This is a genomic window from Collimonas sp. OK242 (assembly GCF_900107095.1).
Classification (GTDB): domain Bacteria; phylum Pseudomonadota; class Gammaproteobacteria; order Burkholderiales; family Burkholderiaceae_D; genus Collimonas.
In genome coordinates this window covers 43,695-56,619 of sequence record NZ_FNOR01000005.1, presented here as the reverse complement: position 1 = coordinate 56,619, position 12,925 = coordinate 43,695, and the positions used below count along the sequence as shown (strand labels likewise).

At 56.0% G+C, this 12,925-nt stretch carries 11 protein-coding genes; 5 read left to right on the top strand and 6 right to left on the bottom strand.

The window, feature by feature from the left end; translation table 11 throughout:
• Positions 1-306: 306 nt before the first annotated feature.
• Positions 307-474, top strand: coding sequence for a hypothetical protein (locus BLV81_RS23905; RefSeq protein WP_176992770.1), 168 nt, complete (start codon positions 307-309; stop codon positions 472-474).
• A 49-nt stretch (positions 475-523) separates the two neighbouring features.
• Here BLV81_RS23905 and BLV81_RS06270 read toward each other — a convergent pair whose 3' ends face one another.
• Together BLV81_RS06270 and BLV81_RS06265 are read right to left on the bottom strand one after the other, a co-directional pair.
• On the bottom strand, positions 524-2,839 hold the full coding sequence (locus BLV81_RS06270) for a copper-transporting P-type ATPase (RefSeq protein ID WP_255364998.1): 2,316 nt from the start codon (positions 2,837-2,839) through the stop codon (positions 524-526).
• A gap of 155 nt (positions 2,840-2,994) precedes the next feature.
• Complete coding sequence (locus BLV81_RS06265) at positions 2,995-3,426, bottom strand: hypothetical protein (RefSeq protein ID WP_092353532.1); 432 nt, start codon at positions 3,424-3,426, stop codon at positions 2,995-2,997.
• Positions 3,427-3,931: 505 nt separating this feature from the next.
• Here BLV81_RS06265 and BLV81_RS06260 point away from each other — a divergent pair.
• On the top strand, positions 3,932-5,953 hold the full coding sequence (locus tag BLV81_RS06260; protein WP_092353530.1) for a bifunctional DedA family/phosphatase PAP2 family protein: 2,022 nt from the start codon (positions 3,932-3,934) through the stop codon (positions 5,951-5,953).
• 174 nt (positions 5,954-6,127) lie between these two features.
• Here BLV81_RS06260 and BLV81_RS06255 read toward each other — a convergent pair whose 3' ends face one another.
• The 4 genes from BLV81_RS06255 to BLV81_RS23900 form a co-directional block, all read right to left on the bottom strand.
• Positions 6,128-7,096, bottom strand: coding sequence for a universal stress protein (locus tag BLV81_RS06255; RefSeq protein WP_092353528.1), 969 nt, complete (start codon positions 7,094-7,096; stop codon positions 6,128-6,130).
• Positions 7,097-7,168: 72 nt separating this feature from the next.
• The gene (locus tag BLV81_RS06250; protein WP_092353526.1) at positions 7,169-9,724 is read right to left on the bottom strand and encodes a cation-translocating P-type ATPase; all 2,556 of its coding nucleotides are present in this window, start codon (positions 9,722-9,724) and stop codon (positions 7,169-7,171) included.
• A gap of 24 nt (positions 9,725-9,748) precedes the next feature.
• A complete protein-coding gene (locus BLV81_RS06245; protein ID WP_092353525.1) occupies positions 9,749-10,696 on the bottom strand; it encodes a cation diffusion facilitator family transporter in 948 nt (315 codons plus the stop codon).
• Between the two features lie 235 nt (positions 10,697-10,931).
• Positions 10,932-11,096, bottom strand: coding sequence for a hypothetical protein (locus tag BLV81_RS23900; protein ID WP_176992769.1), 165 nt, complete (start codon positions 11,094-11,096; stop codon positions 10,932-10,934).
• A 169-nt stretch (positions 11,097-11,265) separates the two neighbouring features.
• Here BLV81_RS23900 and BLV81_RS06240 point away from each other — a divergent pair, with 169 nt between their 5' ends.
• From BLV81_RS06240 to BLV81_RS06230, 3 genes are all read left to right on the top strand, one after another.
• Positions 11,266-11,691, top strand: a complete 426-nt coding sequence (locus BLV81_RS06240) for a DUF1924 domain-containing protein (protein ID WP_092353523.1) — start codon at positions 11,266-11,268, stop codon at positions 11,689-11,691.
• Positions 11,692-11,790: 99 nt separating this feature from the next.
• Positions 11,791-12,216, top strand: coding sequence for a diheme cytochrome c (locus BLV81_RS06235; RefSeq protein WP_255365024.1), 426 nt, complete (start codon positions 11,791-11,793; stop codon positions 12,214-12,216).
• Positions 12,188-12,922, top strand: coding sequence for a cytochrome b/b6 domain-containing protein (locus BLV81_RS06230; protein WP_092353519.1), 735 nt, complete (start codon positions 12,188-12,190; stop codon positions 12,920-12,922). Before BLV81_RS06235 ends, BLV81_RS06230 begins: the two co-directional genes overlap by 29 nt.
• The last annotated feature ends 3 nt before the right edge of the window (positions 12,923-12,925 follow it).

Below are 12,925 nucleotides of genomic sequence, written 5' to 3'. Positions count from 1 at the left end.
AGGAATCTTCCCCGGCCTTCGCCCTATTAGCTGACGCTCTTCGCTACCGGGCCTAAGTGTCCACAACTTGCGCTACGAGTGGCCGCTTTTCGGAAACGGCTTTGGCGGCTCTGTGTCGTTTGTTGCCTGTCGCAACACGTATCAGTTGATCATGACGCGCCGTGCGGTCAACGTGGAGCAGCGCAATCGATCGGCTAGAATCGGCGCAATGGTCATTTCGCAGCAGCAACCGCCACTTGCCCTCAATTGTGGATGTGTGGTCTACGTCGAAATTCGTATATTCCACGCTCCTGGCAGCCGCTCTTGATGGTGTCGCTGGCGGTGTGGCTGAGCAGTTCGGTCCCGACCGCGCCCGGCGCGATGGTGATCACGCGCACGTCGTGCGGCGCCACTTCCTCGCACCGGGTCTCCGGCATCGGCCTGACCACGAATGCGGCGCATCCGGTTCAAGAACTTTTGCTTGTTTTTAATTAAGCACCTAAAAAACTTTCCGTTGCGCACCAGATACTTATACATGCCGAGATCAAGGTTTGACGCGATTAAGACGCAACGCGTTGGTGACTACCGAGACTGAACTGAGCGCCATGGCCGCACCGGCAAATACCGGTGACAGCAATAAGCCGAAAGCAGGATAAAGCACACCTGCGGCAATCGGAATACCGAGCGCGTTGTAACCGAACGCGAAAATAAGGTTTTGGCGAATGTTGCGCATCGTGGCGCGCGATAAAACGGCGGCGCTCGCGATGCCGCGCAGATCGCCCTTTACCAACGTTACTCCGGCGCTTTCCATCGCCACGTCGGTGCCGGTGCCCATGGCAATGCCAACATCAGCCTGCGCCAGCGCCGGTGCATCGTTGATGCCATCACCTGCCATCGCCACCTTGCGTCCCTCTGCCTGCAAGCGCTTCACATGACCAGCCTTATCCTCGGGCAATACTTCGGCGAGCGTTTCGTCGATGCCAAGTTGCCGGGCGACGGCTTCAGCTGTGCTGCGCGAATCGCCGGTCAACATCACTATGCGCACGCCCGACCGCTTGAGCGCCGCCAGCGCACCCTTGGTGCTGTCCTTAATTGGATCCGCCACTGCAGCGATGCCAGCAGCGGTCCCGTCCACAGAAAAGAACACCACCGTCTTCGCTTCCGCGCCCCAGGTTGCGGCACGTTCTTCCCAATGTTTGGTCTCGATACCGCGCTGCGCAAGAAAACTGCGACTGCCGACAAGCACCCGCTTTCCATCTATATCTGCCTGCACCCCCAGGCCGTTATTTGCTTCGAATGCCTCAACCGAGCGCGGCGTTACACCTCTCGCCTTTGCCCCCTCGACAATCGCGATCCCGATCGGATGCTCGGAAAGCTGTTCCACCCCGGCGACAAGCGCAAGTGCTTCATTTTCCGGGATGCCGTGGGCAACGAAATCAATTAGTGCGGGATGGCCAAGCGTCAGCGTACCGGTCTTGTCTATCACCACCGTGTCGATGTCGCGCATGCGCTCGATCGCCTCGGCATTACGAAACAGGATGCCCACGCGCGCACCTTGCCCCATGGCGACGGTCATCGAGATGGGTGTGGCGAGACCAACTGCGCAGGGGCAAGCAATGATCAGCACGGCGATAGCGTTCAGGAACGCGTATCCGAATTTCGGTTCCGGCCCGAAGAACCACCATACAAGCGCTGTCGCAATGGCGATACCCACCACAATCTGGACGAAATATGCGGCGATGATGTCGGCGAGCCGCTGGATCGGCGCACGCGTGCGTTGCGCTTCTCCCACCATGTGAACGATGCGTGCCAGCAGCGTGTCTGCGCCAATCCGTTCGGCCCGGATAAGCAGTGAGCCGTTGCCGTTAACCGTTGCGCCGGTTACCTTGCTCCCCACAACTTTGGCGACCGGCACAGGCTCACCGGTAATCATGGACTCGTCCACTCTGCTCGTACCATCCATGACCGTGCCATCCACTGGCACCTTTTCACCTGGTTTCACGCGCAAACGATTGCCAACAATAACCGCATCCAGCGGCACCTGCTCCTCACTGCCGTCGTCACGCAAGCGCCAGGCAAGGTTAGGAGCAAGTTTCAGCAATTGCCGGATTGCCTGGCTGGTCTGCCCCATCGCTCGCAACTGCAGGAAGTCGCCAAGGATCACCAGCGTCACGATCACTGCCGCCGCCTCGAAATAAGTGCCCACTGCGCCATCGTGTTCGCGAAATTCCTGCGGGAATAGACCTGGGACTAGAACCGCAGCGAGGCTGAATAAGTAGGCCAGCCCCACTCCGAGTCCGATTAACGTATACATATTGAGCGCACGCTGCGTAATCGACTGCCAGAATTTGTGCAATATCGGCCAGCCGACCCACAATACAACCGGCGTACCCAGCACAAACTCAATCCAGCCGCGTAGCCGTGGTTGAATACCGAACAGATCGTGAATGCCGATCATCGGCGACATTGCGAGAACAACAAGCGGAATAGAAAATGCGACACCAGTCCACAGTCGACGGGCGAGGCCGCGCAATTCAACGTTGTTAGTTTCTCCTGCGACCAGCACCAGCGTCATCCCGCATTTGGGGCAACTGTCGGGATGCGGGCTGCGAATCTCCGGATGCATGGGGCAGGTATATTCGGCAGCGCGCGGGACAGCCTCTGCTATAGGCACCAGTGTCATACCGCACTTCGGACAGCTGCCCGGCGCGTCGCGCACGATCTCGGCGTGCATCGGGCAGCTGTAACGGATGCCGCTTGCCCCTGCAGTTTTTGGGGCGGCTGGTACGACAACATTGTGGTGCGAGTAGTTCATGGTTACCCAGATAGCGTTGAAATACTTCACGGCCCCGTCGTACATGGCATCCTTACACGGGCGGCTCAGGCTGCACGCGTAATTCCCAGACAAAATCGCATTCGCGCTTGCCATCCGCGATCCGTCGCCCGATGCCGCCCCGGTCAAACGTCATTTCGTCTAGCAAGTAGGAACTGAACATCGCGTTATCGATTAATAGTTCACTTGGGCGGCGACTCCTGTGCATTCTGATGTTGCATCATCTGCTCCATCATCATCTGCATCATATCCATGCGCGCGCTCATCATTTTGTAGCGCTTCATCATGTCGCCGCCTGCCATGTTGTTACGGTTACTCATCATCGGGGCATCCATGCCACGCATTGCTTTCATGTTTTCCTGCATGGTTCGCATATGTTCCTGCATCAGCTTTTGGCGTTCCTTCGAGTCGGTGGTCGCGTGAATTTGATCCATCTGCCGCTGCATCTTTTCCATATTTCCCATCATCCCTGCCGGCGCTCCGGTTTCCGTGGCCGTTGACGATGGTTTCGACGCGCCGGGCGCCTGCTGCTTTAAATTGTGTTCATCAACGGCGCTTGCTGGCAATACCCAAACAAGTCCAGCGACGACTGCAATTAACAGGGATTTTTTCATAGCCATTCTCCAGGTTTGTTCTACTTGACGTTGCTAACGCAGCTACCGCAAACCATGCCTATAAGCTGGGCGGAAATTCACCTGATCTTGCCCCTGCATAACCAGCCACCGGCAAAAAGCCTATCCAGATCCAGTTGAATATCAGGTTTGTCCTATGGCCGTCGTGCAACTGATGATTATTGTCCATGTGCGTTCTCCGTCGATCCCAGTAACGCCTATTGAGGTTCCAAATGAAAATCAGGAGTTCATGACGACAAAATAGTTGTTTGTTAGCTGATATCTATTGATCTGTATCAAAATCCAGTTCTATTTATTTGAGAACATCCATATACGCATCCATTTCTGGCCCAGTCGCTCGGATTCCGTCAACCCTGCGCAATTCGATTACGCCGATCAGTCATCAAGATGATCGGGCTGCCGCCACTCGCGCTATGCTTCGGGCAATTTGGTAGTGACACACGGCGGTATCAGGAAGACAATCTGTCGAACGGGTAAGGAATTGCGAATGCATGCACTGCTAAACGATATTGCCATTCACCCTCATTGGGTACTGCTTGCCGTCTTTCTCGCCGCGTTTGTTGAATCGCTTGTACTCATTGGCACGCTCGTCCCAGCCGGGCTAGTGATGTTCACCGCGGGTGCCTTGATTGGTGCCGGAGCATTGAATGTTTGGCTAACTCTGAGTATTGCGGCAATCGGCGCGGTGGCTGGTGACGGCCTGAGTTACGAAGTGGGACGTAAGTATTACGAACGTCTCAGAACCTGGCAATTTGTTAAACGGCGTACCGCCATAATCGATCGCGGAGAACAGTTTTTTCAGCGGCACGGTGGCAAGAGTATCTTGTTCGCACGATTCTTCGCACCGGTACGGGCGGTCGTCCCCGTCATTGCCGGCATCGCACATATGCCGCGCGCCAGATTCTATGCGGTGAATGTCGGTTCCGCGCTGGCATGGTCGCCCGCGCACATCCTGCCGGGCGTCATCTTCGGCGCCTCGATCCAACTCGCCGAGGCGGTGAGTGGCAGATTGGCGCTGATCTTGATCATGATGGCTGGCTTCGTGTGGCTTACAACCTGGGTGATGCGCGTAGGTATCAGGACTGGTCTGCCTATTATCAAGAGCTCGCGCGACCGCCTTTTGCAATGGGCCAATCGACAAGCTTCCGGACGATTTACGCGCCTCGAGGGCTGGATGTCTTATTTCCTTGCCCCTCGTCGTCCGGAGTCGCAGATCTTGCTCGTTTTGACGCTGCTGCTGGTTGGCAGCAGCTGGCTCTTCCTGGGCATCATGGAGGACGTCATCACTAGCGATCCATTGGTGGGGGCGGATGCGGCCATCTTCCATTGGCTGCAAGGACTGCGGACTTCGCCGGTCGATCATCTGATGGTCGCTATCACCGAGCTTGGCGGTGCCGGCGTTCTCTGGGTAGTTGCTCTCACGGTACTGGGTTGGTTCGTCGCATGGCGTTGTTGGCGCACGGCCGGCTATTGGGTGATCACGACCGCTTTCGCTCAAATCCTCGTCAAACTACTTAAATGGACGATAGGCCGCCCGCGGCCCTTGAGCCTGTACAACGGCGTCGAACAATATGCCTTTCCGAGCGGCCATGCGACGTCCAGTATGGTCATCTACGGTTTCCTGGCGTTTTTAATCGCTCGACGTCAACCACCGTTGATTCGGATGTCTACCGCCGTGATCGCCGTGGTTGGCATCGTACTCATCGGTTTCTCTCGCCTGTATCTGGGCGCACATTGGCTGTCCGACGTGTTGGCCGGATGGAGCATTGGACTTGCGTGGATTACGTGGATGGCCATCGTCTATACCCATCAACAGGTGAAGGAAGACCTGCACCCAAGAATCCTAGCGGCGTTAACTGCAGTGGCATTGCTGCTCGGTTCGACATGGACCATGCACGAGCAATTCTCAGCCGATCTGACTGGCTACGCCCCAACGGCAAAGATAAAGGCTGTCACGCTGGATCAATGGACCCGTACTGAATGGCGCCAGTTACCTCAGCAGCGAACGGAGATCAGTGGTGACAATGAGGAATTTTTCCCTCTGCAATGGGCGGACAGTGCGACAACGCTGCAAAGGCGCCTGACCCTTGCCGGTTGGCAGCCGGCTGCAACCTGGTCGATGCCAGCGGCACTGCTATGGCTCGCGCCCGGCACAGAAGTGAAAAATCTGCCGGTGCTGCCGAAATACGATCAGGGCAAAAGCTCCGAGTTGGCGTTCGTTGCTCTCGACCCGGTGCGGCCACTGACGCGGATGATACTGAGGTTGTGGCAGTCCGATTATCTGCTGGAGGACTCCGTCCATCAGGACCGCATCCCAATCTGGTATGGCGCGCTGTATCAGGAAAAATTGCAGCGGCCGTGGCATCTTTTTACACTGGGCAGCACGGCCAATTTGCCGGACGCATCGCTAATTCCACATCTGCTGCAGGTAGACATGCGAACTGCAGTGCTCCCGAACACGCAGAACGGGCTATTTCGTCAAGTTGTACTGGTTCTACCAGGCGGGTAGAAAATGTTGACTTGCGCCGAACGCTGACAATCATCTAGCAGTCCCCCCTCCTGAAGCAGAAGCGGATCGAGCCGAGTCCGAGTTAGCCACGGCGGCGGCTGTCCGTCCGACACCTACGTGAATAGACGCCATGCGCAATTTATACAATTATCGCGCTACGAATTAAGCATTGAATCAGGATTTCACGATCAGAACAGGGCGATCCGAGATGCGCAGATACTGTTCTGCGACGCTACCCAGTGCGAATCTCAGCGCACCATGCAGTCCGTGCGAACCCATTACCACCAAACCTGCACCCCATTGCGCAGCGGCGTTCTTGATGGTATCCGCGATTCTTGTTCCTCGTTCGTTGAGTTCAATTATTTGCATATCACACGGGACACCAGCGGCGTTAAAAATATGAGTCGCGGCTTGCCTGATGTTCGCGGTCTGTTTGGCGGTCGCTTTGAGTATTTGGTCATGGTGGAAATACTTGGCGCTCAGCATAAGTAAATCGAGAAATGGATCCGCACTCACATACAAAGCACGAATTTCGCAGCTTTTTTCTTTGGCCAGCACTATCGCTTGGCGCAAGGCACTATTGGCGAGTTCACTGCCATCTATCGCAACCAGGATGCGTTTTACCGCAATATGGTCCTCCTCCTGAGATAGCCCAGAAACCCGATTATGGATCTGTATTTGGGGCGGCTCGAAATGCACCAGTAGTACCGGACGCTCTGAAATGCGTACAAAATGTTCTGCCACACTTCCCAACATCAAGCGTCGCACCCCGCCTCGCCCGTGTGTCCCTAGCACTGTCAGGTCGATGTCGTGCTTGTCGCCTTCGGCTTTGATTGCTCCCGCGACGTCGCCTCCAAGATCACGCAATTCCAGCAGACTTGTCTGTACCTCAAAACCTTGCGACCGTAAATCGGTCTCTGCTTTAAACAGCATTTTTTTGCTGTCGGCAAGAATCGCCTCGCGCAATGACTCAACGGAGGAAAAATCTCCGTCAATCGACGGATAGTTTGTGAGCAAGTCTTCGATGACGTGGACGATGCGTATCGTGGAACCCGGCGCAGAAAAACTGGCAACTTCCATCAATGCTCTGCCGGAAGTTGGGCTACCGTCAAGGCCGAGTAGAATGTTCTTGTACAAAGACATGGTGTCCCTCCAATAAAAAATTGCAAATGTGACTATCAGTTGGAGATGATCGCTCCGGTGATTCGATATTCATCAACGGGCCAGGGATCCGCGCCGGCCAAATGGGTGTTTCACGGCTTCGAACCATAACAAATTCATTGCGGCCACACCGACACCACCCAATAGCATAGAAGGCGTCGGCAGGACGAACGCGAATAAGCGGCTGATAGCAGGAATCCCCAGTGCGGCGCCCAGCAAGACAAGTGTAATCAGGGCAATCCATCCGAAGTAACGATTGGAGCTCCCGGCACGGCGCCAGGAGGCCTGCCCCCACGAGCGATTCGCATGGATTAATCCGAGATTCGATATCACCAGCACGGTGAAGGTCATGGCGCGCGCCATATCGTCGGAACCCGTCATGAATCGGGCGCCTGCATATACCGCCAGTAACGTTACAAGCAACCCACCTCCCTGCCATAAGCCGCGCATGAGAATCTGCGCATCGAACAGACGCGCTTCCGGGCGACGTGGCTTGGCCAACATGGCGTCGGCCTCAAGCGGTTCGGCCTCAAACACGACGGAACAAGCGGGGTCGATGATCAGTTGCAGAAACAAGATATGGACCGGTAGCAGCAGCATTGGCCAACCCAACAGGACGGGCATGATCGATAGACCCACGATCGGTACGTGAACCGCTACCACAAAGACGATTGCCTTGCGCAGGTTGGCAAACACGCGACGGCCATAACGCACCGCAACGACGAGTGACGAAAAATCGTCATTTAGCAGTACCAGTGCGGCGGCTTCGCGAGCGACATCGGTACCCCGCGCTCCCATGGCTACGCCGATGCTGGCTGCTTTCAGAGCAGGCGCATCATTGACACCGTCTCCGGTCATCGCCACGATATCCCCCCGAGCACGGAAGGCCTGTACGAGGCGCAATTTCTGTTCCGGTCGAATGCGGCTGAAAATGTGGGTATTGGCGAGTCGCATGCGCAGCTCGTCGTCGCTCAATATAGCCAGTTCGGCTCCGGTGATGACCGCGCCATCGGTGGGAATCCCTGCCTGCCGGGCAATTGAAACTGCGGTTGCGGAATGATCGCCGGTGATCATTACTACCCGAATTCCTGCTGCATGACACTCGGCAATCGCTTGCGGTACGTCGGGCCGTACCGGGTCCTCCAGCCCTATCAATCCGAGGAATTCGAACTCGAAATCATGCTGGTTGCCGGGCAGTGCTTCCGCAGCGAAGGTGGCGCGTGCAATGCCCAACACCCGCAGTCCGTCAGCCGCCATGCGCTGCACCTGCCCGGCAACCATGGCGCAACGCGCATTGTCGAGGTGGCATAGATCAACGATGGCTTCCGGCGCGCCTTTAGCGGCAATCACCCGCTCGCGCTGATTGGGTGATTCCCAGACACGCGACATGGCCAGCATCTCGCGTGACAAAGGGTAGTCTTCTATTAAGGTCCAGTCGCCATGAAGGTGCTCCGTATCGGCTAGCAAGCGTTTCCCCGCGTCACCGATAGCTGACTCCATCGGATCAAAAGCACGGCGATGGCTAGCTAATACCGCGAATTCCAAAATGCCATGCAATTCCTCCGGAAGCGCAGCGGATCCAGCCGCCACCGTATCGTAAATGACCGCATCAATCCATAGCCGTCTGACCGCCATGCGATTAGTTGTCAATGTCCCGGTTTTATCGACACACAGCACGGTAGTCGCCCCCAATAGCTCGATGGCGGGAATGCTTCTCGCTAGCACTTTCTCACGCGCCAACCGCCATGCGCCAAGGCCCAAAAAGAGCGTCAGCACGACCGGCAATTCTTCGGGCAATATCGCCATCGCCAGCGTCAACCCTGCAAGCAGGCCGTTGAGCCAATCTCCACGTGTCAACCAGTAGGTAACTGCAAGTCCGGCCGCCAAGAGCAAACCGACGCTTGCTACACGTTTCACGATGCGACGCGTTTCAAGTTGGATCGGCGTGCTCTGCCCGCCTAGTCCCGCCAGCGATTTGCCGATGCGGCCAAGTGCGCTGCGTTCGCCGGTAGCAATGACACGACCACGTGCCGTGCCTTGCGTGACGAGAGTTCCGGAGAACAGTTGCGCGGCATCGCCCACATCCGATACGATGGCCGCGTGGTTTGAAATAAAACCGGTTTCCTTAGCTACCGGAACAGACTCTCCCGTCAGCATGGATTCGTCGACTGTAAGGTTTGATGAATCTACGATATATATATCAGCGGGAACGCGGTCGCCTTCGGCCAACAATACGATGTCGCCGCGCACGAGTTCGCTGCCCGCTATCTTGCGTGTCAGTCCGTCGCGTACGACTAGTGTTTGCGGGCTGGAGAAGTCGCGCAACGCCTCCAGTGAACGTTCTGTACGACGCTGCTGGAAAAATGTTATTCCCATGACGACGAAGACAAAGCCAAGCAGCATCAGCGCCTCGTTTCGATCGCCAAGGAACATGTAGATGGCGCCGCAAGCTACCAGCAGTAGGAACATCGGCTCAGATACGACGTCGCGTAGCAAGCGCAACACTCCCCGTTGACTAGAAGCCGGAAGCTGGTTTGGACCGTCTTGGATGAGGCGTTCGCGCGCTTCTTTTTCGCTCAATTCATCATCATGGGTGAAGGCTGCTGACATTGATGATTCCTCCAGCGATATCGCTTATGTTTCGACAGTTCTGTGGTCCAGATCGGGACGCCGCCAAGGATCCACGTGCGTCATCAGATTTAGCACGCGATGACGCTGCAGCACCCGCTGCCGTGCTGCTACCGCTATGTCATGACCAGCCTCCACGGTAATTGCGGCATCAACTTCAATATGGGCATCGACAACTATCATGTCGCCCATCTTGCGCGTGCGTACGTCGTGGACACCGCTGACGCCGGGTGTTTCAATTAGCGTGCGGCGGATGGCCTCAACTTCTTGTTCATTAACCGAGCGGTCCATCAGGTCATGTAGTGCGTCCCAGCTAAAACCCCAACCCATCTTGGCGACCATGAATCCCACGATCAGCGCTGCAATCGGATCCAGGATAGGATAACCAGCCAGATTGCCGATGATACCTATACCCACAACCAACGAAGATGCCGCATCGGAGCGCGCATGCCAGGCATTCGCTACCAACATACTGGATTTGACGCGTTTGGCTGCCGAAAGCATGTAGCGAAACAGCGCTTCTTTTGCAATGAGGGCAGCTCCTGCCACCCAGAGGGCGATAACGTGGACCTTTTGCACCGTATCGGGATCTTCAAGTTTACGGAAGGCAGACCACAGCATACCGATGCCGACGGCTAACAGAAGCAAGCCTAAAACCAGCGAAGCTGCAGTCTCGAAACGTTGGTGACCATAGGGATGGTCTTCGTCCGCATCTTTTTTTTCGTGGTGGCTGGCGAACAGCACAACAAAATCGGCCACCAGATCCGACAGGGAATGGATGCCATCTGCGACGAGGCCTTGAGATTTGGAGATTACGCCCACAACCACCTGGGTAACGGTCAGCAGGAGATTGACGCCGACGCTTACCCAAGTGCTACGAGAGGCAGCTGCCGCACGCTCGACCGGACTGTGTCGCGTGTCTTCCGGATCATCAGCAATTTCATTGAAATTCATCAAAAGGCGGTCCTGTGCTGTGTAAACAGCGTAGTGGATAACATTGAAGCTGCTACACGATGATGATCATTGACTAAACGCATAGCTGAATTGATTCAAATCAAATTCGTCGATAGTTTATTGCCAAGTGCAGACCCGTCCCGGCACCCTCGTTGAGGAACGGCCCTTCCCTAGCATGTGAGTGAGATCTGCGCGTAGGGCGCATGAAAAATACGACGTATTGTCGTATCCGAATTCAGGTCAAATGGAAATTCGTTGTCGCCGTAATGTCGCGGGCTTCCCCGGGATGTCCGGCCAAATTAAGCGGTATGGAAAGGAAAGTCACCGCAATGACAGGCAACAGTGCGGCAAATATGACACCGAGATACTGACGGATGAATGACTGAAGGGCGGGATGCATGACAGATTTCCTTTATTGAAATGACTGATGCTGCATGCTAGCCGCTACACCTTAAGGAATGCTTAAGGCAAAGGCATGCTAGCGCCTGTTAACAAGCCCTAAGAAAACCTTAAGAAAACAGCCGCATCATGAATTCCAGGAAATAACCATCAATCCGGAAGGTATTGCCATGAAGCTATCGCCGTTAGCGAAGTCCTTGATTCAATCCGCTGTGTTCTTGCTCATAGTGGCTGCTGTTGCGCTTACGTCCGTTGCCGTCCACGCAGCCACTCCGGCAGAACTCCTCTCGAATTATTCCGCACAAGCAGGATCGCTTGCCGTACCTGCCCGTGGGCAACAACTCTTTATCACGCGCCACGGCCGCGAATGGAGTTGCGCCTCTTGTCATGGCGCCGTACCCACTCAGACCGGTAAGCATGCGTCAACAGGCAAACCTATCAATGCGATGGCGCCTGCCTTCAATCCTGAGCGTTTCACTGATGCAGCCAAGAGCGAGAAGTGGTTTCGTCGCAACTGCAATGACGTCGTAGGCCGTGAATGTAGCGCCGCTGAGAAGGCAGACGTATTGAGCTGGCTACTGACACTGAAGCCTTGATCGCGACACTCCCTTAACGCTTGATGAGAATAAAACATGACACCTCTCTTTTATCCTAACGTCTATCGATGCATATTCAGTTTGCTCGCTGCGATCGGAATGGCTGCTCCAGTCATGGCCGACAATGACAGGCGCTTTCAGCAGGTCCCAATGCTGCCTAAGTACCAGCAGGAATGTGCCGCCTGTCACGTCGCCTATCCTCCCGGCATGCTTCCGGCTGCCTCCTGGCAGCGGCTCCTGAACAATCTGCCGCACCATTACGGCACAGATGCCTCGCTTGATCCGGCCACGGTGAAGCAGCTCGCGGCCTGGCTCGCGAGCTACGCCGGCACCTATACGCGAGGTAATGATTCTCCGCCGGAAGATCGCATCACCCGTTCTGCATGGTTCATACGCCAGCACGATGAAGTATCTGCGGCCACCTGGAAATTGCCTGCAGTTAAGAGTGCAGCCAACTGCATTGCCTGCCACACCCAATCCGACAAAGGAGATTTCAATGAACGCCATATCCGAATCCCCCGTTAAGTCGCCAGCGTCCCATACGGACACGCGGAAAATCCTTGTCTGGGATATTCCCACTCGGGTCTTTCACTGGCTGTTGGTTCTGAGTTTTGGCGGCGCTTATCTCACCGCCGAAAGCGAAAGCTGGCGGCTACTGCATGTGACGCTCGGTTACACGATGGCCTCCCTGGTAGGCTTTCGCATCATGTGGGGATTGATTGGTACGCGATATGCGCGTTTCTCGACGTTTGTACGCGGCCCCAAGGCCGTCGCACGCTATCTCGGCGCATTGCTGCGCGGGCGTCCGGAACACCATACCGGACATAACCCGGCAGGCGCGTTAGCTATTGTGGCTCTGCTGACGCTGGCGTTAGCAGTCAGCGCATCAGGTTGGGCCACATATAACGATATCGCGGGTGATTGGGTCCAGGATATTCACGAAGCGGCAGCCAACGTAATGCTGGCCATCGCCGGCATCCATATTGCGGGCGTACTGTTAGCCAGCTGGCTGCACCGCGAGAACCTGGTCGGCGCGATGTTCACCGGACGTAAGTTGGGCAGACCGGAAGACGGTATTCGGAGCGCATGGCGCAGCGTAGCGGCACTGTTGCTGGCGGCGGTCCTGGCGATTTGGTGGACGCAATGGCAAAGTGCGCCAAAGTCAGCTCATCTGGCCGACCGACCCATTGCATCAACCAAGGCCGGCGATCCTGATCGTGATGGCGACTGAGGG